Origin of the sequence: Blautia caecimuris, assembly GCF_024622975.1 — a bacterium.
GTDB lineage: Bacteria > Bacillota > Clostridia > Lachnospirales > Lachnospiraceae > Blautia_A > Blautia_A caecimuris.
Map to the genome: position 1 here is coordinate 132493 of NZ_JANJZT010000005.1, position 23819 is coordinate 156311.

Genomic DNA, 23819 nt, shown 5'->3' on the forward strand with positions numbered 1-23819 from the left:
CCACTTTCTCATGTACAAACATACACTCCTGATTGGTAACGGGTTCGGTTCCCGTCAGTGCCTACTCTCTACACAGAGATTTCGGACTGCCCTCGGAAGGCCATTCAACAATCAGCCTCATACAGACTTCCACCAACGTCTGCTCTCTGGAATGATGCATAAATGTTTACTTCTCTTCCTCATCGGTTTTGATGTTATTACTTTACCACATCAAACTGCTGTTGTCAACCCTGTTTTTAATTTTTAAAGCTGTGGATCGGCGCCGGAATTCTTCCGCCGCGGTCAACAAATGCCTGACAGGAGAACTGGTTTACCGGCATGATCGGAGCGTATCCCAGAAGGCCTCCAAATTCAACAGTCTCTCCGACGCCTTTTCCGATTACCGGAATCACACGTACTGCTGTTGTTTTCTGGTTTACCATACCAATAGCGGCTTCATCTGCAATGATTCCGGAAATGGTAGATGCTTTTGTATCTCCGGGGATTGCGATCATATCAAGTCCTACAGAGCAGACACAGGTCATTGCCTCAAGTTTTTCCAGAGAAAGAGCGCCAAGGTTGACCGCGTCGATCATTCCCTGGTCTTCACTGACCGGAATAAAAGCGCCGCTTAAACCGCCCACTGCTGTAGATGCCATAACTCCGCCTTTTTTTACCTGGTCATTTAAAAGAGCAAGAGCCGCTGTGGTTCCTGGAGCGCCTACACGCTCAAGTCCGATCTCTTCCAGAATCTCTGCAACGCTGTCGCCAATAGCCGGTGTGGGCGCAAGAGAAAGATCCACGATTCCAAAAGGTACTCCCAGACGTCTGGATGCTTCCTGGGCTACCAGCTGTCCCACACGGGTAACCTTAAATGCAGTTCTCTTGATCATTTCACACAGAGTTTCAAAATCCTCTCCGCGAACCTTCTGAAGGGCTGTTTTTACAACACCCGGGCCGCTGACGCCAACATTGATGATACAGTCTGCTTCTGTTACTCCGTGGAAAGCACCTGCCATGAAAGGATTGTCATCCGGAGCATTGCAGAATACCACCAGTTTCGCGCAGCCAAGGGAATCCTGCTCCTTGCTTGCCTGCGCTGTTTCCAGCACGATCTCGCCCATAAGCTTTACTGCATTCATGTTGATTCCTGTTTTTGTGGAACCTACGTTTACAGAACTGCACACACGCTCTGTCTCTGCCAGAGCCTGAGGGATTGAGTGGATAAGAAGCTCTTCTGCCGGAGTCATTCCCTTGCTTACAAGCGCAGAATAGCCTCCGATAAAATTAACGCCTACAGTCTTGGCAGCTCTGTCCAGTGTTTTTGCAATGGTCACAAAGTCCTGGCTGGTATGGCAGGCAGCGCCGCCTACCAGCGCGATCGGAGTAACGGAAATACGCTTGTTGACAATGGGGATCCCATATTCTGTGGCGATTTTATTTCCTGTTTCTACAAGATCCTTTGCATATTCTGTGATTTTCTTATAAATATTTTCATTTACCTTATCAAGATCGCTGTCAATGCAATCCAGAAGGCTGATTCCCATAGTGATGGTACGAACGTCAAGGTTCTCCTGTTCGATCATCTTATTGGTCTCATTTACTTCAAACATATTAATCATAAGTAGGTGTCTCCTTAAATTCTGTGCATTTTGTTGAAAATATCCTCGTGCTGGCAGTGGATCACTACGCCAAGCTCATCTCCCAGAGCTGTAAGCTCTTCTGCAAGAGCCGCGGTATCTTTCTGACACGCGCTGGTATCTGTTACCATCATCATATTAAAATAACCCTGAACAATAGTCTGTGTGATATCAAGGATATTCACCTGATGCTCTGCCAGATATGTACATACTCTGGCAATGATGCCTACTCCGTCATTTCCTACTACTGTGATAATTGTTTTTTTCATGGCTTTGTCCTTTCTATATGGTAACTGCTTCGGAAACAAAATCCCGCTTCGCTACCTGAATTTTAAAATCCTTTGATTTATAAGGGTTGTCTCCCAGTGTTACCTCTGAACATACGGTTTCATAGGCAAGCTCTTCATAATTGTTTTCCCTGCTTAAATGTCCCAGAAAAACAGCTTTCATATTGTCATGAAGAAGCCTGCAGAGAAGCCTTCCTGCATTTTCATTGGACAGATGTCCTCTGTCTCCCAGAATCCTCTGTTTCAGATAATAGGGGTATTTTCCCACCTGAAGCATCCGGATATCATGGTTGGCCTCCAGAAGAATTGCATCCAGATTCTGAAGATTTTCAATAATATAGTCATTATATTTTCCAAGGTCCGTAGCAATGCCCACAGAGCTTTCCCCACATTCCAGGCGATAACCTACCGGCTGGGCCGCATCATGTGGAATGGTAAACGGATTGATCCGCAAATCCTTGATCTCAAATGCCTGATCCTCCCGGATTTCCCGGAAAATCCCCTCCGGTATTTTTCCAAGGGAGCCGCACCGAAGCATGGCGTCTACGGTTCCTCCTGTAGCATAAATAGGAATGCCGTATTTTCTGGCGATCACTCCCAGACCTTTGATGTGATCTGAATGCTCGTGAGTGATCAGAATACCGTCAATATCACGGCCTGTCAGATCCAGGCTGTTCAGACCCTGTTCCATTTTTTTGCCGCTGATTCCTATATCTACCAGAACATGGGCGCATTCCGAGCCCACATAAATACAGTTCCCGCTGCTTCCGCTGGCTATACTGCAAAATCTCATAGTTTCTTTATCCCTTCATCTATCTGTCTGTACGTCTCGTCCAAAAGGCCGTTATTTGTCACCACATAATCTGCATGTGAACGAAAATAAGCCTCTGACGCCTGACTTGCAATAATGCTCTCTGCCTTCTGGCGGCTGTAGCCTCTGCTTTCCATAAGGCGCTGTATCCGTATTTCCTGATCGGTATGGATATACCAGATTTTATGGCAGATCGTATCATAATGATCTTCAAGAAGAAGCGCGGCCTCCACCACAAAAAGACCGCGGCCATTTTTCTGCTCTTCCTCTATTCTCTCCAGAATAAAAGCCTTAACCGCCGGATGAATGATCTCATTCAGTCTGCAGCGCATTTGCTCATTACAGAATACTACATCCGATACCGCCTTACGGTCAATGGTATTATCATTTTTTACAATATTTTTTCCAAATAAACTGATCACCTGAGCATAGCAGCGTTCGCCGGGTTCCATAACCTGATGACCTACCTGGTCCGCCTGTATGACACAGGCAGACAAATGCTTTTCCAGGTAGTTCAAAACTGTGCTTTTGCCGGCTCCCACACCGCCGGTGATACCAATAATCTTCATCGTCTGATCTGTCATTTTGCCTCGTACCAGCTTTCGCCCTGATGCATGTCGATCTCAAGCTCCACAGCAAGCCGGGCAGCTCCTTTCATTTCCTCTTCCAGTATTCTGGACACTGCCTCCACCTCATCTTTTTTTGTCTCGATCAGCAGTTCATCATGAACCTGAAGCACCAGTCTGGACTGAAGTCCTTCCCGGAGCATTCTTTCATACACGCGGTTCATGGCAATTTTAATGATATCTGCCGCTGTTCCCTGAATCGGAGAATTCATAGCCACCCGTTCCCCGAAGGATCTCTGCATAAAGTTTCCTGATTTCAGCTCCGGAATGGGCCGCCTCCTGCCAAACATGGTAGAAACATATCCCTTTTCTTTTCCTTCATCAACCATCCGGTCGAGAAAAACTTTAATGCTGGGGTAGGTCTCAAAATATTTCTCTATATATTCTGCCGCTTCTTTTCTTGTAATACTTAAATCCTGGCTGAGCCCAAAGGAGCTGATCCCATATACAATTCCAAAGTTTACCGCCTTTGCATTTCTTCTCTGTAAATCGGTTACCTCATCATAGGGAACATGGAATACCTGAGAAGCGGTCAGCCTGTGAATATCCTCCGCCTCACGGTAAGCCTGGATCAGCTTTTCATCCCCGGACATATGAGCCAGCACACGAAGCTCGATCTGAGAATAGTCTGCGTCAAGGAACACACACCCGTCCTCAGGTACAAATACCTTTCGGATCAGTCTTCCCAGCTCCATGCGAACCGGAATATTCTGAAGGTTCGGTTCTGTGCTGCTGATGCGTCCTGTGGCAGTGATCGTCTGATTAAAAGTAGAATGGATCCTTCCGTCTTCTTCAATTACTGCGCCAAGGCCGTCTGCATAGGTGGATTTCAGCTTTGTAAGCTGCCGATATTCAAGAATATCATTTACAACAGGCTGCTCCGGAGCCAGTTTTTCCAGAATATCTGCCGCTGTGGAATATCCGGTTTTTGTCTTTCTTCCTCCCGAAATCCCCATTTTTTCAAAAAGTATTACTCCAAGCTGCTTCGGAGAGTTAATATTAAATTCCTCTCCCGCCTTTTCGTAGATCAGCTTTTCCAGCTCACGGATCCGGACGCTGAGTCTTTCGCCATATGCTTTCAGTTCCTCTCCTTTTACGCAGATTCCGCATTTTTCCATGGAATCCAGAGTAAATACAAGAGGAAGTTCAATGTCCGTATAAACCTGCCACATTCCTGTTTCCTTAAGCTCTGCCTCTGTTTTCTCCCTGGCAGCATAGGCAGTAAACGCCTGATAACAGGCACAGATTCCCAGATTTTCGGAAGATTTTTCCCAGGCTTTTTCATACGTATCTTTTCCAAGAAGCTCTTCCCTGGATGGAATACTGATTCCTCCGATATACTCTCTGGCAATGTCCTCGTAAGTATAAGAGGATTTCAGAGGATTCAGAAGATAAGCCCCGATTCCAAGATCAAATACCCGTTCCGGTTCCAGAGATTCCACGTGCTTTAAAAGCATTTTAATATCCATGGCGCTGATCACTGTGGCTTCTCCCAGTTTTCTCAGCTTTTCACAAAGATATTCTCCTGACAGAAGCCCTTCTGCAGGAATATAATATACTTCTTCTTTTTCCAGCGCAATTCCAAGGCCATATACATTGTTTTTGTCTGCAATCAGCGCAATTCCTGCCATAGAATTACGCGCAGCTTTTTCAAACAGAGCTTCCACGCCCGAAAGCTCACTGCACACAAAGAAATTCTGCTCTATGGTATTTTCCGGTACCGCCTCCGCGTCAAATCTGCCCAGAAGATTTTTAAACTCCAGTCTTCTGCATAGCTCATAGGCCTGCTGTGTATAAAGATTTCCAAGGCGCGCCTCTTCATAAGAGTATTCAAGAGGGCTTTCTGTATTGATGGTTGCCAGAGTTTTGCTTAAAACAGCCAGATCGTAGTGTTCTCTCATCGATTCTTTGGCCTTATTGGGTTTTATTTCTTCCAGGTGCTCATGGGCGTTTTCTATTGAGCCAAACTGGGCAATGATCTTTGTGGCAGTTTTTTCCCCCACACCCGGAATCCCCGGGATATTGTCTGAAGAATCCCCCATCAGCGCCTTCAGTTCAATGATCTGAGGCGGCGTTACCTGATATTTTTCCAGTACCTCTGCCGTGTGAAAATTCTCTATGGTGGTTTTGCCCTTTGAGGTTTTTGGAAGGCGGATCATCACTTTATCCGTAGCAAGCTGAAGAAGATCCCTGTCACCGGATAAAATTGTTACCTCCATGCCCTTCTGTTCACTTTTTCTGGCAAGGGTTCCCAAAAGGTCATCTGCCTCATAGCCTGGCATGGAAACAGTTTTTATCCCCATGGCAGTGAGCATTTCTCTCATCAGAGGAACCTGCTCTACCAGCTCCGGCGGCATTCCCTTCCTGGTACCCTTGTACGCATCATAAAGCTTATGTCTGAATGTAGGCTCATGCAGGTCAAATGCCACTGTCAGATAATCCGGCTTTTCTTCTTCCAGTATACGAAACATAATATTCAGAAACCCGTACACTGCTCCCGTATGTTTTCCCTCTGAATTTGTCAGATCGGGAAGTCCGTAAAAGGCACGGTTTAAAATGCTGTGCCCGTCGATCAGTAAAATTTTTTCACTCAAACTGCTGTCCTCCTGAGATTGTCTTTTTACCAGAAATGTTTTATTTCAAAAAATATGAAAATAAAGAATACAACCAGCACTACGGTCAGAATCACTGTAAGGATTCCTCCGGCAAACTGTATTCCCCTTCTCTTATGGATATTTCTTCTGGCCCTGCGGATATCCTGTTCCAGAAGCTTCTGAAAATCCAGTACAGAACCGTCCTCCTGTTCATCCAGCTGCTGGGTTACTTTGTTGACTATAAAATAAGTCTCCAGCTCGTCATAACAGGAAGGGCAGTGTTCAATATGATCCAGAAATTCTTCCATTTCATCTGTTTTCAGGGTATGGTTCATGTACCGCGCCACCATACTTTCTGCAGTACGGCAGTCCAGCTCAGATATCTGTCCTCTTCTGATCATCTAAAATCCCTCCTGTCCGCTTCTGATATCATACCATAAAAAAAGGTGATTCTCAACGCATTTCGCTGGAATCACCTTCTTCTCTTGGTATTATTATTCTGTTATTTCAGGTATTATGGTCTGTGTATTTTCCGGAGCAGCATTTGTTTCCACAGCAGGAACAGGGGTGTTCAGAATCTGCATAAATTCCTCTCCGGTAATGGTTTCATGCTCATACAGATACTGGGCCAGCTCGTGGAGCTTTCCAATATTGTCCTGAAGAATCTTCAGAGCCTTATCATGCTGAGTCTTTACAAGCTCTACCACTTTTTTATCGATTAGTGTCTGGGTCTCAAAGGAGCAGGCAAGGGTTGCGTCTCCGCCAAGATACTGGTTGCTTACATTCTGCATGGCAACCATATCAAAATCCTCGCTCATCCCAAACTGGGAGATCATGCCTCTTGCAATTTTTGTGGCCTGTTCAATATCATTGGAAGCGCCTGTGGTAATGGTATGGAAAATCAGCTCCTCTGCAGCACGTCCGCCGGTAAATGTGGCGATCTTATTTTCCAGCTCCTCCTTTGACATCAGAAAGTGTTCCTTTTCATCTACCTGCATGGTATATCCAAGGGCCCCTGAAGTACGTGGAATAATTGTAATCTTATGGACAGGCGCAGACTCTGTCTGTTTTGCCGCCACAAGAGCATGACCAATCTCATGATAAGAAACAATCAGCTTTTCCTTATTGGAAAGCACACGGTTTTTCTTCTGATATCCGGCAATGACAACCTCAATACTCTCCTCAAAATCTGCCTGAGTGGCAAACTTACGTCCGTCCCGGACAGCACGAAGAGCCGCCTCATTGACAATGTTTGCAAGCTCTGCGCCGGAAGCGCCGGCAGCAGCCTTTGCGATCTCGTCAAAACGGACCGTATCTGCAATTTTAATCTTTTTCGCATGAACCTTAAGAATCTCTTCTCTTCCCTGAAGATCAGGAAGCTCCACCGGGATTCTTCTGTCAAAACGCCCCGGACGGAGAAGAGCCGGGTCAAGAGAATCCGGTCTGTTGGTTGCAGCCAGAATCACCACACCTTTAGAACCGTCAAAGCCATCCATCTCTGTGAGAAGCTGGTTAAGAGTCTGCTCACGCTCATCATTTCCGCCCGAAAAACCTGCACCGTCACGTTTTTTACCAATGGTATCAATCTCATCGATAAATACAATACAGGGAGCCTTTTCATTGGCCTGCTTAAATAGATCGCGGACCTTGGCCGCACCCATACCTACAAACATTTCCACAAACTCAGAACCGGAAATAGAAAAGAACGGAACCTCCGCCTCTCCTGCAACTGCTTTTGCAAGAAGAGTCTTTCCTGTTCCAGGAGGGCCTACAAGAAGAGCGCCTTTGGGCATAGATGCGCCAATTTCCGTATATTTCTGAGGATTGTGCAGATAATCCACGATTTCTGTCAGCAGCTCCTTTGCCTCATCCTCTCCTGCAACATCAGAAAACTTGATTCCAGTAGAAGATTTTACATATACCTTGGCATTACTTTTTCCAAAGGACATAGCTCCTCCAGGACCGCCGTTTCCCATGGAAGACATCATTTTCCTGCTGAGCCAGCGTCCCAGGAAAATAAAAATCCCAATAGGAATCACATAGCTTAAGATCAGAGTAAAGAAAATGGACGGGCTTTCCGGAAGTACTTCATCCATTACAACGTCTGCATCCAACAGACGGTTTACAAGATCCGGATCATCCATCTGAACAGTCTTGCAGGTCAGTGTATTTCCTGTTTTCGGAGATTTTACCTCATAATAAATGTAGCCCTCTTCAATAGTCGCCCGGGTTACATTGCCCTTTTCCACACTTTTAATAAAAGTGGAATAATCTGTTTTTTCGATACTTCTTTCCTGAATCGCCGGTACAACCAGAATGTTCAGAAGAACGATAATAACACCTACAATAATATAATATACATAAAGAGGTCTCTTGGTAGGCGTTTTACCAGGTTTTTTGTCGCCTAAATTCATATATTGTCTATCCTCCATCCCCGTTACATCATATCGGAATCACTTATCAGTATCTCCCAATATGTGCAAAGTTATTTACCTGATGTAACATACCACCTTTTCCGTCTGATTTCAATGTACTTCCTGTGAAATATTATTAATTTTTCATAAAAAGAGTTTGGGATGTGCAGGATAGCCTCTGCAAACTGCTTTTCCGGTATTTAACTGCCAATCTGCCGTTTATGTTGCTGTCCACTCCGTTTATACCACCCCGGGTAACCGGTGTGTCATTTAAAGGACCTCATTTAAAGGACGGCATCTTTAAAATTTTTCTTGCAGAATTCTGTCTTTTGTGTTAATATAATTATCGGTTCATGTGCCGCTGTGGCGGAATTGGCAGACGCACTTGACTCAAAATCAAGCGGGTAACACCGTGCCGGTTCGAGTCCGGCCAGCGGCATTTGATAAAAAGAGAACGTATATTTCATTTTCGAAATGTACGTTCTCTTTTTCGTTGATTCTGTACTGAAACAGTTTCAATCCTCACCACAGCAGCAATCTTGTTATTACAGCAATGGCTTCCTCTGTTTTCAGAAGCTTATTTTTTCATGACTGTTTTTCTTCCAAACACAAAACTGGATTTTTCTTCCTGTCCCCATCTGTTTCCCTTCAGATTCCCAGGGCAATCTCCATCATCTGAGAAAAGGAAGTCTGTCTCTCCTGAGCAGAAAGCGCCTCCTTTTTAAAAATATGATCGGAAATCGTCAGAATAGCCAGAGCTTTCTTTCCTGCTCTTGCAGCATTCATATAAAGAGCCGCGCATTCCATTTCCGTACATAATACCCCCATGCTTCTCCATGCCGGAGCAGCAGCCGGATCTTCATTATAAAACAGATCTGAGGACAGCACGTTTCCCACATGGACAGGAATCTTTAATTCATGTGCTTTTTTTACTGCTTTATCCAGAAGCCCGTAGTCTGCCGTAGGCGCAAAAGTTCCCGGAAGACAGTACTGATGAGCATAGGAGGAATCTGTACAGGCGCCAATAGCCAGAACCACATCTCTTACATTCACATGATCCTGAAGGGCTCCTGCGGACCCAATGCGAATGATCTCATCTACATCATAAAAATGAAACAGCTCATAGCTGTAAATACCCATGGAAGGCATTCCCATTCCGGCTCCCATAACAGAAATCTCCTGTCCATGATAAGTTCCTGTATAGCCCAGCATGTTTCTCACTGTATTAAAGCAGACCGGATCTTCCAAATAAGTTTCTGCAATATATTTTGCCCGCAAAGGATCTCCCGGCATCAGAACTCTCCTGGCAATATCTCCTTTTTGCGCGGCATTATGCGGTGTTGGTATACTCATAGCTATCCCTCCTTTTTTATATAAATCATATGCTTATTTTCGGTGGTCTTCCCGGATCAGCTGCCGGATCGCCCGGATTCCGACTCTCACAGCCATATCCGTGTCATAAATCAGAGGATTATCCATTCCCCTCTTTGCCCTCTCCTGATTTCCCAGAGCCAGAAAAGCTGCTCCACAGCGAACCCTAAGATAATTTGCAACTATAAAAAGCGCAGCTGATTCCATTTCTGAGGCAAGGCATCCCAGCCGCAGCCATGCCTCCCATTTGTTCTGCAGCTCATAACTGACAGGCTTTATCTCCGGAGAATGTTGTCCGTAAAAAGAATCCTTACTCTGTACCACCCCTGTGTGAAACGTACAGCCAAGCTCTTCTGCAGCAGAGGCCAGCGCATTTGTCACATGAAAATCCGGTACTGCCGGAAATTCAATGGGCGCATATTCTTTGCTGGTTCCTTCCATACGTACAGCTCCGGTAGCGACTACAATATCGCCGCCTTTGACTGTCAACTCCATTCCGCCGCAGGTACCTACTCTGATAAAAGTATCTGCTCCGCACTCCACCAGTTCCTCCATTGCAATGGCAGCAGAAGGCCCTCCGATTCCGGTGGAAGTAACGCTGACTTTTTCTCCGTCCAGATATCCCGTATAAGTAACAAACTCTCTGTTATCTGCGATCAAAACCGGATCATCAAAATACTTCGCTATGGAAGCGCAACGTCCCGGATCTCCCGGCAGGATCACATACCTTCCGATTTCTCCTGCAGCCACCTGGATATGGTAGGCTTTTCCATCTGTTGAATATACCATAAAATCCCTCCTTACTTATATCCGGCAGTTTGCTCTTTTTATTCTGTCCAAAACTTCGTTTTTTCAAAACAAAAAAAGCTGCCAGAAAGCAAAAGAAGACCTGGCATCTGCCCGGTCTCCCTTTATTTTTATTTCAGTCTGTCTGCATCTTCGAGAAGCTTTTCATAAATCGGAAAGCAGTCGAAGGTGGCAAAATAATCCTTTGCAGTTTCTGCTCTTCGGATCATCTCAAAGCTTCCGTCCTCATGAAGAAGAATTTCTGCTGATTTCAGTTTTCCGTTATAATTATAGCCCATTGCAAAACCGTGAGCACCGGTATCGTGGATCACAAGAAGGTCTCCCTTGTCCACCTGCGGCAGATATCGGTCAATGGCAAATTTGTCATTATTCTCGCAGAGTGATCCTGTCACATCATAAAGATGGTCACAGGGCTGATCCTCCTTGCCCATAACCGTAATGTGATGATAGGCTCCGTACATGGCAGGACGCATCAGGTTTACCGCACAGGCATCCACTCCGATATACTCCTTATGAGTGTGTTTTTCGTGGATTGCTTTTGTAACAAGGCAGCCGTAAGGTCCCATCATAAAACGGCCCAGCTCCGTATAAATAGCAACATCTCCCATTCCTGCCGGAACAAGAACCTCTTCATAGACTTTACGCACACCCTCTCCGATCACGCGGATATCATTCGGCTTCTGATCCGGGCTGTATGGAATACCGATACCGCCGGAAAGATTAATAAAACTGATGTGCGCGCCGGTTTCCTTCTGAAGCTTCACTGCAAGCTCAAACATAACCTTTGCAAGCATTGGGTAATACTCATTTGTTACAGTATTGCTGGCAAGAAACGCATGAATACCAAAATTCTCCGCGCCTTTTTCTTTCAGAATACGGAATGCCTCAAAAATCTGATCTGTTGTCATTCCATACTTGGAATCCCCGGGATTATCCATAATATCATTGCTGATCTTGAACACACCGCCCGGATTGTAACGACAGCTGATGGTTTTTGGAATTCTTCCTGCAGCACGCTCCACAGCATCAATGTGAGTGATATCGTCCAAGTTGATAATTCCGCCAATCTCATCCGCATAACGAAACTCCTCTTCCGGTGTGTCATTGGAAGAAAACATGATATCTCCTTCCCTGCAGCCAAGAGCCTTTGCCATCATAAGCTCTGTCATGGAAGAACAGTCGCAGCCACAGCCATACTCCTGAAGGATCTGGATCAGATATGGATTAGGAGTTGCTTTTACCGCAAAAAACTCCTTAAATCCTTTGTTCCAGTCAAAGGCTTCCTTCAGCGCCTTTGCATTTTCGCGGATTCCTTTTTCATCATAAAGATGAAAAGGTGTGGGAAACTGCTCTTCAATTTCTTTTAATTTTTCCAGCGTAACAAATGGTCTTTTTTTCATAATAATTAACTCCTCGTTTGTCTCTTAAATATCTCCTCGTTTGTTTACTTCACATGCTGATGAGTAAACAGATGATCCTGGCAGTATTCATAGTTTCCATTGCATTTGGAACAGAACCGGAATTCAAGATTCGGATCATCTAATTCTGTACGTCCGCAGATCGCACATTTATGTTTTGCCGCGCTTCCTGTAGAAGGATTCACACGACTCTGGGCCATAGCCTTCTGAAATTCTCTCCGTCTCTTCACTTCCTTCGGATTATACCGGCTGCCGCTAAGAGCAGGAAAGAAAAACAGGATAAAGTTCAGGAAAGAAGCAATGATCGGCACAGTCATAACCCAGGCTCCCACTCTGACATAAGTGATAATGTTATACAGGATAATCGCTCCGTACACCCATCCCATCCACTTCATCTTAATGGGGATCACGAACCACAGAAGGATCTGCATGTTCGGATAGCAGGCAGCATAGGCAAGAAATACAGACATGCTGACATAATAAGTGGTAAATACACCGCCTACCAGATACATTCTCCCTGTAATAAAGTAGGTCAGAAATGAAGCTACAAGTACAAATAAAAGTCCTGAAAAAATATACAGGTTATAGCGGAACGTTCCCCAGGTACGCTCCAGAGAACTTCCTATGGGATAATAGAAAAAGAAAATGGAAATTGCAAACAACAGGAAGTTTCCTGTCTGCGGCGGGTAGATCACCCAGGTTACAAGTCTCCATATCTGTCCTTTCAGGATCATGGCCGGTTCCAGGCTGAGCATACTCAGCATACCGGGATTAATATACATCAAAAGATATCCCAGCACATAGCAAATCACCATGTACATAGTAAGGTTCGGAATTCCGTATCTTCCATACTTTCGTTCCAGTTTATCAATCCAATTCATAAACTCACTCAATCTCCTTTTTTATTCATTGACCGCGCTTTAAAAATATTTCTTTTTTGACAGCACAATTGCGGCGATCACACTGAGTGCTATGGATATCAGAATAACGATCAGGAATCCCCACTGAGTGCCGGAGAACGGCATTCCGGCAGCGTTAAGATTCATGCCGTAAGCACTGAAAATAATCGTAGGAATACTCATTACGATTGTGATCACAGATAATATCTTCATCACATCGTTCAGGTTGTTTGAAATAACAGAGGCAAATGCATCCATCATGCTTCTCAGAATGCCGCTGTAAATATTGGCCATTTCAATCGCCTGAGTATTTTCGATGATAACATCCTCCAGAAGCTCCGTATCCTCCGGATATTTTTTAATACTCTCCACCTTGATCAGCTTCTCCAGCACTGCTTCATTAGAACGCAGAGAAGTGGTAAAGTATACCAGTGATTTTTCCAGTTCCAGAAGTTCGATCAGTTCCTGATTTCTGGGAGAAAGATGAAGCTTTTCCTCCACCTGTTCACTTTTTTTATCTATAATACGAAGATAACGCAGGTACATACTGGCATTGCGGTACAGTATCTGCAGGATAAAACGTGTTTTCATATAGGTAAAAAAGTTTCTTACACGGCCTTCCATAAATCTTGTAAGAACCTGTGTATCCTCCAGACAAATGGTAAAAATCATTTTATCTGTTACTATAATACCGAGAGGGATGGTGCCGTACCAGTCCTTATCATTTCTCTCCTCGATCATAGGCACGTCAACCAGAATCAGCGTGTAATCATCTTCCACTTCAATACGGGAACGCTCTTCCTCATCCAGAGGGGCTCTGAGATCGTCTACTTCAATCTGAAACTGCTCCGAAATCTCAAAAATCTCCGTTGCTGTAGGATTCGTAAGAGCGATCCAGCAGCCATCCTGCGGTTCCTGTATTTCATGAATAGCACCTTCAGATGTCCGAAACATTCTAATCACGATTCTTTTCCCCTTTCCACTCTCTTTTTTCCATTCAGACCATCTGGTCTGAAAGTCCCTCATATATAAAAATACAGTATACATTATAAGTTGTGAACGGTTCTTTGTCAATTCATAAGACTTTTCATTAACAGGAAATTTACAATTTGAAAAAATCTGAATTTCGTACATAAGAAAGTACATTTTTGTGCTTATCGCAAACTTGTTCTTACATTATCTTTATGATATAATTAATTCCAGAAATCCGGCAGCGCAGCTGCCATCGTCATTCGGGTAAAAACAGTCAGGCGCCGTAAAATCGTATGTTTTTACTGGTATGATATAAAATCTCCGTATGACACCCCCCGGAAGGGCTGCCATACATAAAAACAGGAGGCAACAAAATGGAAAATAAAAAATATGTGGCGTATGTGGGAACCTATACTCACGGCTCCAGCAAGGGGCTTCAGGTTTATGATGTAGATGTGGAAAAAGGAACTCTCACAGAACGGAGCGAAGTAGAAGTAAGGAATTCTTCTCACACAGCCCTCTCCAAGAACGGTCTTTTTCTCTATTCTATTGAAGATGAAGGTGTTGCTGTATTCAGACGCGACAAAGACGGTGATCTGGAGAGAATCAACAGCGTAGATATCGATGGAATGAGAGGCTGTTTCCTTTCCACGGATGTAGACGGCAAATATCTTTATGTGGCAGGCTACCACGACGGAAAGGTAACTGTGGTACATACTCATCAGGACGGCCGCTTAGGCAGTCTTATGGACGGAGTTTTTCACAAAGGTCTGGGCAGCGTAGCTGAACGTAATTTCCGCCCTCATGTAAACTGTGTCCGTCCCACGCCGGACAACAAATATCTCTGCGCAGTAGACAACGGAATCGATCAGGTAAAAGTCTACCGCATCAACAAAAGACGCCATAAACTGGAGCTTGTGGACATTCTACGCTGTCCCAGGGAAAGCGGTCCCAGAATCATCCGCTTCAGTGAAGACGGACGATTCGCCTATATCCTTTTTGAGCTGAGCAATGAGGTTAAAGTGTACAGCTATGACGGCAGCGGTCTGACTCCGGAGTTTGAGCTTCTCCAGAGTGTTTCCACTTTAAGCAAAGAACACGATCAGGATTCTTTCCACAATGCCGCTTCCGGACTTGCGCTGGCCCCTGACGGAAAACATCTTTTCTGTACAACGGCAGGAGAAAACACGGTTTCCATGTATGAAATCGATCAGGAAACAGGCTTTCTGGAAAAGAAATTCACCCTTCCTATCAGTGGTGATTATCCCAAGGATCTGGTAATCTTCCCAGACAACCGTCATATTGCCATTGCCAATCACGCAAGCAATACCATCACAGTATTTACCGTTGATTATGAAAAAAATATTATTGTCATGAACGACAGACCTCATAAAATTGAAACCCCTAACAGTATCCATATCTGGGCAGTTCCGGAGGAACAGTAAAACATAGCTCATTCATCCCCGTTTGCTTTTGCAGACGGGGATATTTTATGCCCCGGATATATATGTTTAAGCTTTTTAATGTTGCCTGCAAGTGGAATCATCATCTCTGAAAAACCTTGATTTTTACAGGAAATAAAAAAAGACCCTGACCTGCAGAAATCACGCCCCAAAAGGCAAACCTCTGCAAGATCAAGGCCTTTATCTTATACTGTCTGATTTGACAGCCTTTTATTACTCTGCTTGGACACACAATGCACGATCAGCTCATGCATTGCCACAGGATTCTTCCCCGTGAAGCGTCTGCCGGAAGCCGACAGAATTCTTCAGAAAATCATCCCATGTATACACAGGATAAAGCCATTTCCCAGGATACGGGCTTTGCCCCAAAACAGGATATATGGCTTTGCCCTGTGACAAATTTATCTTACGCGTTCTTCTCAGCGATAGCTGCCTGAGCTGCTGCCAGACGAGCGATCGGTACACGGAACGGTGAGCAGGATACATAGTTCAGGCCGATCTTATGGCAGAACTCTACGGAAGACGGATCTCCGCCGTGCTCGCCGCAGATACCTACGTGAAGGTTCGGGTTAACCGGTTTTCCAAGTTTAATGGACATTTCCATAAGCTTGCCAACACCGATCTGGTCGAGTTTTGCGAATGGATCGTTCTCGAAGATCTTAGCGTCATAGTATGCATCCAGGAACTTACCAGCGTCATCACGGGAGAATCCGTATGTCATCTGTGTAAGGTCGTTTGTACCGAAGCAGAAGAAGTCAGCCTCTTTAGCGATCTCGTCTGCAGTAAGAGCTGCTCTCGGGATCTCAATCATTGTACCAACTTCGTATTTCAGATCAACGCCTGCTGCTGCGATCTCAGCGTCTGCTGTCTCAACAACAAATTTCTTAACATATTTAAGCTCTTTGATGTCGCCTACAAGCGGAATCATGATCTCTGGGCATACATTCCAGTCAGCGTGTGCTTTCTTAACATTGATAGCTGCACGGATAACTGCTTTTGTCTGCATCTTAGCGATTTCCGGATAAGTAACCGCAAGACGGCATCCACGATGACCCATCATTGGGTTGAACTCATGGAGAGAATCAATGATAGTCTTGATCTGCTCAACAGTTTTGCCCTGAGCGTCAGCAAGTTTCTTAATATCTTCCTCTGTAGTAGGAACGAACTCATGAAGCGGCGGATCCAGGAAACGGATAGTAACCGGGTTGCCTTCCAGAGCCTCATACAGCTTCTCGAAGTCTCCCTGCTGCTCCGGAAGGATCTTCTCAAGAGCTGCTTCTCTCTCTTCTACTGTCTCAGAGCAGATCATCTCACGGAAAGCGTCAATTCTGTCGCCCTCGAAGAACATATGCTCTGTACGGCAAAGACCGATACCTTCTGCGCCAAGCTCACGAGCTTTTTTAGCGTCAGCCGGAGTATCAGCGTTTGTACGAACCTTGAGTGTTCTGTATTTGTCAGCCCATCCCATGATTCTTCCGAACTCACCAGCGATTGTAGCGTCTACAGTCGGGATGATTCCGTCGTAGATGTTACCTGTGGAACCGTCAAGGGAGATGCTGTCTCCTTCGTGGAACTCTTTGCCGGCAAGTGTAAATTTCTTATTCTCTTCATCCATAGCGATCTCGCCGCATCCGGATACACAGCAAGTACCCATACCACGAGCAACAACTGCTGCGTGAGATGTCATACCGCCACGAACTGTCAGGATACCCTGAGCAGATTTCATACCGGTGATGTCTTCCGGAGAAGTCTCAAGACGAACAAGAACAACTTTCTCGCCTCTTGCAGCCCACTCTACAGCATCGTCTGCTGTGAAGACGATCTTACCGCAAGCAGCTCCCGGAGAAGCGCCAAGTGCTTTTGCCATTGGAGTAGCCTCTTTCAGAGCCTTAGCGTCGAACTGCGGATGAAGCAGTGTGTCGAGGTTACGAGGATCGATCATTGCTACAGCTTCTTCTTCTGTTCTCATTCCCTCGTCAACAAGGTCACAAGCGATCTTCAGAGCAGCCTGAGCAGTTCTCTTACCGTTACGTGTCTGAAGCATATACAGTTTACCATGCTCTACAGTAAACTCCATATCCTGCATATCTCTGTAGTGTTTCTCAAGAGTATTGCATACATTCTTGAACTCTACGAATGCTTCCGGGAATTTCTCTTCCATCTCGGAGATGTGCATTGGTGTACGAACACCGGCAACAACGTCCTCACCCTGAGCATTTGTAAGGAACTCACCGAACAGACCGTTCTCACCTGTAGCAGGGTCACGTGTGAAGGCAACACCTGTACCACAGTCATCGCCCATGTTACCGAATGCCATCATCTGTACGTTTACAGCAGTACCCCAGGAATATGGGATATCGTTGTCACGACGATATACGTTTGCTCTCGGGTTGTCCCAGGAACGGAATACAGCTTTGATAGCTCCCATTAACTGCTCCTTCGGATCAGACGGGAAATCAGCGCCGATTTTTTCTTTATATTCAGCCTTAAACTGATTAGCAAGAGTTTCAAGATCTTCAGCTGTAAGCTCAACGTCCTGAGTTACGCCCTTCTCTTCTTTCATTTTGTCAATCAGCTCTTCAAAATATTTCTTGCCAACTTCCATAACTACGTCAGAGTACATCTGGATGAATCTTCTGTAGCAGTCCCAAGCCCAACGTGGGTTGTTGGATTTTTCAGCTAAAGTATGAACAACTTCTTCATTTAAACCAAGGTTCAGGATAGTATCCATCATACCTGGCATAGATGCTCTTGCACCAGAACGAACGGAAACAAGCAGAGGATTTTCTTTGTCACCGAATTTCTTTCCGGTAACTCCTTCCATTTTGGTGATTGCTTCCATGATCTGAGCCATGATCTCATCGTTGATCTGTCTTCCGTCTTCATAGTACTGTGTGCAGGCTTCTGTTGTGATTGTGAAGCCCTGCGGTACAGGAAGACCCAGGCTTGTCATTTCAGCAAGGTTGGCACCTTTACCACCCAGAAGGTTTCTCATAGTAGCGTTACCTTCTGTAAACATGTAAACCCATTTTGCCATTTTACATTTTCCTCCTAAATTTTTGTTCTTTAAACATAAAAATATGTTTTTATACGCACATAGTTATTGTATAGATTTCTTCCCAAATAGTCAAGGACAAACTCAAAAAAAGGGGGAAAAACTATTATTTCCCCCCTTGCGCTCGTATCATGTCAGCGTTTTTTCTTCATATTCAGTACAAGATGTCTTGGAAGACCGTTCACCATGATCGGCTGATAATCTCCCTGGATCAGCGGTTTGATATAATCAATAAAGTCCTCTGTCACGTAAGAGCCGTCTCTTGTCATCCAGTTTCTTGGAACCAGTTTTTCCTCATTGGCAATGCGGTGCACATCATAAATACCTGTTTTTGCCATATACGGATCATCGGAAACACGGTCGATGACCACCATTTTTCCGGTATCTCCTTCGTCAGCAGCCTTTACTGCAGCGCCGCCCACCATAAACGCCTCGTCAATATCTGTCCGGGAAGCCATATGGGATGCGCTTCTCTGAAGTGTGGAGAACTCTACGGCTCTAGTTTTGCAGCCGCACTCTCCTGCCAGGAAGTTTGCCAGATACGCAGCAGTTCCCTGAAGCTGTTTATGTCCGAAGTTGTCCACGTAATCGCTGGAGCTTCCCAGCTCGCAGACATAACGCCCGTCAGCCAACTTGATTCCTTCAGACACCGCAATGACAACAGAATCCTTTTTCGTCAGCAGATCTTTGACCTTTGCCAGGAACTTCTCCACATCAAAAGGAATTTCCGGAAGATAAATAAGATCCGGGCCTTCGCAGTCCTCTGTTTTTGCAAGAGCAGCCGCCCCGGTAAGCCAGCCAGCGTTTCGACCCATGATCTCCATAATGGTGATCATCTTTTTCTTGTAGGTCAGACCTTCCGCATCGCGGATCACCTCTTTTGTGGAGGCTCCTATGTATTTTGCTGCGCTGCCAAATCCCGGAGTATGGTCTGTGAGAGCCAGATCATTGTCAATTGTTTTTGGCACACCGATAAATTTCTGCTTCTGTCCGGTAAGAATGGCATAATCCGACAGCTTTTTAATGGTATCCATGGAATCATTACCGCCAATATAAATAAACGTATCAATACTCAGCTTATTCAGAATTCCAAACAGTTTCTCATAAATATCTCTGTCTTCATGTATTTCCGGAAGCTTGTAACGGCAGGAACCAAGAAATGCAGACGGTGTTCTTTTCAGAAGCTCAATATCCAGTTCCGAATGAATCTGTGTAGACAGATCCACATACTGCTCATCCAGAAGTCCCTGTACTCCGTGAAGCATTCCGTATACCTTGTCAAAGCCTCGTTCAATGGCATTTTTATAAACGCCTGCCAGACTGGAATTAATTACAGAGGTGGGTCCCCCTGACTGTCCTACGATGATGTTTCTTTTTTTTGCCATATTCTGTTCCTCCTGTACAACAACCTATAATTGTTAATTTTAACAATATATATTCATTCCGTCAAGTTTATATTATATATTTTGCATATAATATTGTTTGATTTCAAATTATGCATAGTCAAAATATACATCTTCGCAGGAAACAAAAAGCAACCTAAAAGACAATATTGCACGTATTATTTCGACACGGATTCTTATTTCTCTGCTATTTCAACAGTTTCATTCAGAGAAAGAGTATTTCCCTTATTGCTGTTGGAATTCCGAAAGAAGCGACATACAAAATCTCTTTAAAAAAGACTTCCAAAATGCAGGAATAGGGCAGGTTTCCTAAGAATCCCACCCCAAAACTTGACATAGAGCCCAAAAAGCAGGGCAGTATCCCAAAGAATACCGCCCCGGTTATTGACATCATGTCCTGTTATTTTTTATTAAAATGTAAACTTGTCTGCAAAGTAAGCGTCCAGCTCGTCGATTTTCACGCGAACCTGCTCCATGGTATCACGGTCGCGGACAGTTACTGCGCCGTCTGTCTCGGAATCAAAGTCATAGGTTACACAGAACGGAGTTCCGATCTCATCCTGTCTTCTGTAACGCTTTCCGATATTTCCACGGTCGTCATACTCGCAGTTGTATTTTTTAGAAAGCTGCTGATAGATCTTCTCAGCGCCTTCATTCAGCTTCTTGGAAAGAGGAAGCACACCAATCTTTACCGGAGCAAGCACCGGATGGAAACGGAGCACAGTACGCACATCATTTTTCTCAGCGTCAAGAACCTCTTCATCATATGCGCTGCACAGGAATGCAAGCACCATACGGTCAGCTCCCAGTGACGGCTCAATCACATACGGAATATATTTCTGCTTCTTCTCGTCGTCAAAGTAAGTCAGATCCTGACCAGAAACATTCTGATGCTGTGTCAGGTCATAGTCTGTTCTGTCAGCAATACCCCACAGTTCCCCCCAGCCAAACGGGAACAGGAACTCCACGTCTGTGGTAGCTTTGCTGTAGAAGCTCAGCTCTTCCTGATCGTGGTCGCGATAACGTACCTCATCCTCTTTAAGACCCAGAGAACTGAGCCAGTCAAGGCAGAACTGCTTCCAGTATGCAAACCATTCAAGGTCTGTATCCGGCTCACAGAAAAATTCCAGCTCCATCTGCTCAAACTCACGGGTACGGAAGGTAAAGTTTCCAGGAGTGATCTCATTACGGAAAGATTTACCGATCTGTCCGATTCCAAATGGAATTTTCTTTCTGGAGGTTCTCTGTACATTCTTAAAGTTTACGAAAATACCCTGCGCGGTTTCCGGACGAAGGTATACGGTATTTTTTGCATCCTCAGTTACACCCTGGAAGGTCTTGAACATCAGGTTAAACTGACGGATGTCTGTAAAGTTATGTTTGCCGCAGCTTGGGCAGGGAACCTGATGCTCTTTGATAAATTCCATCATCTGTTCCTGAGACCAGGAATCTACGCTTCCTTCAATCTCGATCCCATGCTCTGCACAGTAGTCCTCGATCAGCTTATCTGCACGGAAACGCTCATGGCACTCCTTACAGTCCATCAGAGGATCAGAAAATCCGCCCAGGTGACCGGAAGCTACCCATGTCTGAGGATTCATAAGAATCGCACAGTCTACGCCTACATTGTAGGGAGACTCCTGAATAAATTTCTGCCACCACGCTCTTTTTACGTTGTTTTTCAGCTCCACACCCAAGTTTCCATAGTCCCAGGTATTTGCCAGACCACCGTAAATCTCAGAGCCCGGATAGACGAATCCTCTGGCTTTTGCCAGAGCAACAATTTTTTCCATTGTTTTTTCCATAATTATTCTCCTAAATTTTTCAATGTTCTTAACTGCCTGGTCTCCCCTGCAGTTATCAATGCTCTCATTATACTAGCATCCTTCTGCTTTTTCAACAGATTTCCACCCATTTTTCTTCCGGATAATCCACTACAACGCAGTCATTGTGATAAGTCCGTTCCGGAAGAACGATCATCACATGAGCCAGCTCTTTATTTACAGGAATCGCGCTTAAATGCCATACTCCTGTATGAAGAAGCACCATAGTTCCCTTTGGCACAAGAAAAGCTTCTGTCAGTTCCGGTACAGGCTCCTTTCCGGCAGGCGCCACATGGACGATCACATCATCATCCAGACAGAGTACGCCTTCCTGGGTGTAGTTGTGATATTCTGCTGCTGAGACGATCATTTTTTCCGGTTTATGTATCAGAAGCGGCGAAAAAGTCATCTGCATGCTTCCTGAACTGTGCATTCTCAGTCTGTCCTGATAAAAATCTCCCAGGCTGTAGCCTTCAGGGTTCATAAAATCTGTAAAACTTCCAAATTCTTTAAAACTTTCTGCTGTAAGTGTTTTTACCTTGATCTGCTTCATAAAAATCCCTCCCGCTGATTTTTCTTTATAGTTTTTGCTTTTATTTCATGATTTCCAGAATTTCCAGACTCTTAAATTTCCGGTCTGTGTTTCTGTCAACATATCTGTGAATGATCCGCTCCAGCTCTGCCAAGACCTCTTCACTGACTGTAAAGGTGTAAAGCTTTCCCATTGGCGCGCTGACAATGTAGCGCATGGCATAAAGAGCCGCCCCGGAGATCCTTACTGCACCCCTCTGACCTTTTGCGCAGGAACCGCACAGAATACCGTGATGCTCCTGAGAAAAAAAACAGTCGTTTTCCGGAACCTCATCTCTGGCACAGCAGGCGCAGGAAGCAAGCTCAGGACAGTACCCTTCCTCAGCCATGGCCCGCAGTTCAAACACACAGCGGATCAGGGAATCCTTTACATGAGGATTCAGAAGGGCTTTTACTGTCACATAGAGAAGATTCATCATTTCTCTTTCGTCTGTTCCTTCCTGCCCGAAATAATCTGCCAGCTCCAGAAAATAATACCCATAATAAATTCCCGGCTGCATGGCCGCCAGTTCCATAAAATGATGAGTTACATTTACCTGATTCAGGTTATAGCTGCTTCTTCCCTCATAAAGAGTAAAGCTTCCGAACACAAAAGGCTCTGCTGCTGCCATAAAAGGGCTGTTCAGCCTTCTGGCTCCTCTGACAAAGGCAGAAATCTTGCCTCTTTCTCTTGTAAGGAGCACGATCCTTTTGTCGTACTCCCCGATGGGCATGGCAGATATCACAACACCCTGCACAGTAATCAGGTCACTCATGATCAGATTTCCTTTTTATCATATCCAAAGTTTTTGATCAGAAAATCACTGTCCCGCCAGTCTTTTTTCACCTTGACCCAAAGCTTCAGGTTCACCTTTGCATCCAGCATCCGCTCCAGCTCAAATCTTGCGTTGCTTCCGATTTTTTTCAGCATGCTTCCCTGCTTTCCGATAATAATTCCCTTGTGGGAATCCCTCTCGCAGATGATCGTTGCGTCAATATCCACCAGACGGCCTTTTCCCGGACGTTCCTTCATACGGTCAATAGCCACTGCAATTCCATGAGGGATCTCCGCATCCAGGGCGTGAAGTGCTTTTTCACGGATGATCTCCGCAGCGATCTGTCTCTGAGGCTGGTCTGTCACCGTATCCTCGTCGTAGAACATGGGGCCGTAAGGCAGATACTTGAGAATACTTGGGATGATATCCTCTGTATTCACTCCGCGCAGCGCAGAAACAGGAATGATCTCATCAAAATGATAAAGCTTCCGGTAGGTATCAATAGCCTTTGCGATCTCCTCCCGGTCAACGGTATCCACCTTGTTGATGATCAAAAGCACCGGAAGATGAAGGCTTCCCAGCTGCTCCGCAATATGACGCTCTCCTGCTCCGATAAAGGTGGTTGGCTCTACCAGCCAGAGGATCACATCCACATCCTTCAGAGTACGCTCTGCCACCTGGACCATGTACTCTCCCAGCTTGTTTTTTGCCTTGTGGATTCCCGGAGTATCCAGAAATACAATCTGTCCGTCCTCACAGGTATAAACAGTCTGGATCCTGTTTCTGGTGGTCTGAGGTTTTTTGGATGTTATAGCGATCTTCTGGCCGATCAGATGATTCATCAGAGTGGATTTCCCCACATTGGGACGGCCGATAATAGCTGCAAAGCCTGATTTAAAATTTTCTTTCAT

General features: G+C 45.1%; 19 protein-coding genes, 1 tRNA gene and 1 other annotated feature (1 of these 21 running past the window's edge). Of the genes, 2 read left to right on the forward strand and 18 right to left on the reverse strand.

The annotated features are described in order from the left end of the window. Positions 1 to 192: a binding site (T-box leader), on the reverse strand; it reaches 56 nt to the left of the window's first position. 44 nt (positions 193 to 236) lie between these two features. The 7 genes from NSA57_RS05235 to ftsH all read right to left on the reverse strand — a co-directional run bounded on the left by NSA57_RS05235 (position 237) and on the right by ftsH (position 8351). Continuing rightward, positions 237 to 1601 (reverse strand): PFL family protein, encoded by a 1365-nt coding sequence (locus tag NSA57_RS05235; RefSeq protein WP_257464219.1) that lies wholly within the window; start codon positions 1599 to 1601, stop codon positions 237 to 239. Between the two features lie 14 nt (positions 1602 to 1615). Further along, complete coding sequence (locus tag NSA57_RS05240) at positions 1616 to 1888, reverse strand: ACT domain-containing protein (protein ID WP_257464220.1); 273 nt, start codon at positions 1886 to 1888, stop codon at positions 1616 to 1618. Between the two features lie 13 nt (positions 1889 to 1901). Beyond that, positions 1902 to 2699 (reverse strand): MBL fold metallo-hydrolase, encoded by a 798-nt coding sequence (locus NSA57_RS05245; protein WP_147600188.1) that lies wholly within the window; start codon positions 2697 to 2699, stop codon positions 1902 to 1904. Further along, a complete protein-coding gene (coaE, locus tag NSA57_RS05250; RefSeq protein ID WP_306814040.1) occupies positions 2696 to 3301 on the reverse strand; it encodes a dephospho-CoA kinase in 606 nt (201 codons plus the stop codon). Before coaE ends, NSA57_RS05245 begins: the two co-directional genes overlap by 4 nt. After that, positions 3298 to 5937: a DNA polymerase I gene (gene polA / locus NSA57_RS05255; protein ID WP_257464221.1), complete on the reverse strand. Its 2640-nt coding sequence runs from the start codon at positions 5935 to 5937 to the stop codon at positions 3298 to 3300. Before polA ends, coaE begins: the two co-directional genes overlap by 4 nt. A 26-nt stretch (positions 5938 to 5963) precedes the next feature. Next, positions 5964 to 6338, reverse strand: a complete 375-nt coding sequence (locus NSA57_RS05260; RefSeq protein ID WP_147600186.1) for a zf-HC2 domain-containing protein — start codon at positions 6336 to 6338, stop codon at positions 5964 to 5966. 93 nt (positions 6339 to 6431) lie between these two features. Then, positions 6432 to 8351, reverse strand: a complete 1920-nt coding sequence (ftsH, locus tag NSA57_RS05265) for an ATP-dependent zinc metalloprotease FtsH (protein WP_257464222.1) — start codon at positions 8349 to 8351, stop codon at positions 6432 to 6434. A 357-nt stretch (positions 8352 to 8708) separates the two neighbouring features. Here ftsH and NSA57_RS05270 point away from each other — a divergent pair. Then, positions 8709 to 8790 (forward strand) — tRNA-Leu (locus tag NSA57_RS05270). 209 nt (positions 8791 to 8999) lie between these two features. Here the strand turns inward: NSA57_RS05270 and deoD are convergent. The 5 genes from deoD to NSA57_RS05295 all read right to left on the reverse strand — a co-directional run bounded on the left by deoD (position 9000) and on the right by NSA57_RS05295 (position 13809). After that, on the reverse strand, positions 9000 to 9704 hold the full coding sequence (gene deoD / locus NSA57_RS05275; RefSeq protein ID WP_257464223.1) for a purine-nucleoside phosphorylase: 705 nt from the start codon (positions 9702 to 9704) through the stop codon (positions 9000 to 9002). A 33-nt stretch (positions 9705 to 9737) separates the two neighbouring features. Next, entirely contained in the window at positions 9738 to 10511 is a 774-nt protein-coding gene (gene udp / locus NSA57_RS05280; RefSeq protein ID WP_257464224.1) for a uridine phosphorylase, read from the reverse strand. A gap of 128 nt (positions 10512 to 10639) precedes the next feature. Continuing rightward, the gene (locus tag NSA57_RS05285; RefSeq protein ID WP_257464225.1) at positions 10640 to 11929 is read right to left on the reverse strand and encodes a diaminopimelate decarboxylase; all 1290 of its coding nucleotides are present in this window, start codon (positions 11927 to 11929) and stop codon (positions 10640 to 10642) included. 44 nt (positions 11930 to 11973) lie between these two features. After that, positions 11974 to 12828, reverse strand: coding sequence for a DUF1751 domain-containing protein (locus NSA57_RS05290; protein WP_257464226.1), 855 nt, complete (start codon positions 12826 to 12828; stop codon positions 11974 to 11976). Positions 12829 to 12867: 39 nt separating this feature from the next. Further along, complete coding sequence (locus NSA57_RS05295) at positions 12868 to 13809, reverse strand: magnesium transporter CorA family protein (RefSeq protein WP_171026638.1); 942 nt, start codon at positions 13807 to 13809, stop codon at positions 12868 to 12870. Between the two features lie 383 nt (positions 13810 to 14192). On the opposite strand from NSA57_RS05295, the gene NSA57_RS05300 reads away from it, so the two are divergent. Continuing rightward, on the forward strand, positions 14193 to 15263 hold the full coding sequence (locus tag NSA57_RS05300) for a lactonase family protein (RefSeq protein ID WP_173752172.1): 1071 nt from the start codon (positions 14193 to 14195) through the stop codon (positions 15261 to 15263). Between the two features lie 424 nt (positions 15264 to 15687). Here NSA57_RS05300 and ppdK read toward each other — a convergent pair whose 3' ends face one another. The 6 genes from ppdK to era all read right to left on the reverse strand — a co-directional run bounded on the left by ppdK (position 15688) and on the right by era (position 23819). Then, positions 15688 to 18318 (reverse strand): pyruvate, phosphate dikinase, encoded by a 2631-nt coding sequence (gene ppdK / locus NSA57_RS05305; RefSeq protein ID WP_147600180.1) that lies wholly within the window; start codon positions 18316 to 18318, stop codon positions 15688 to 15690. A 152-nt stretch (positions 18319 to 18470) separates the two neighbouring features. Then, positions 18471 to 19721 (reverse strand): 6-phosphofructokinase, encoded by a 1251-nt coding sequence (locus NSA57_RS05310; protein ID WP_022067625.1) that lies wholly within the window; start codon positions 19719 to 19721, stop codon positions 18471 to 18473. A gap of 428 nt (positions 19722 to 20149) precedes the next feature. Beyond that, positions 20150 to 21544: a glycine--tRNA ligase gene (locus tag NSA57_RS05315; protein WP_022067624.1), complete on the reverse strand. Its 1395-nt coding sequence runs from the start codon at positions 21542 to 21544 to the stop codon at positions 20150 to 20152. A gap of 91 nt (positions 21545 to 21635) precedes the next feature. Continuing rightward, positions 21636 to 22115: an ureidoglycolate lyase gene (locus NSA57_RS05320; protein WP_022067623.1), complete on the reverse strand. Its 480-nt coding sequence runs from the start codon at positions 22113 to 22115 to the stop codon at positions 21636 to 21638. 40 nt (positions 22116 to 22155) lie between these two features. Further along, entirely contained in the window at positions 22156 to 22908 is a 753-nt protein-coding gene (gene recO, locus NSA57_RS05325; protein ID WP_138270860.1) for a DNA repair protein RecO, read from the reverse strand. Positions 22909 to 22910: 2 nt separating this feature from the next. Then, positions 22911 to 23819 carry a GTPase Era gene (gene era, locus NSA57_RS05330; RefSeq protein WP_147600177.1) on the reverse strand — a complete coding sequence of 303 codons (909 nt, stop codon included), beginning with the start codon at positions 23817 to 23819 and terminating at the stop codon, positions 22911 to 22913.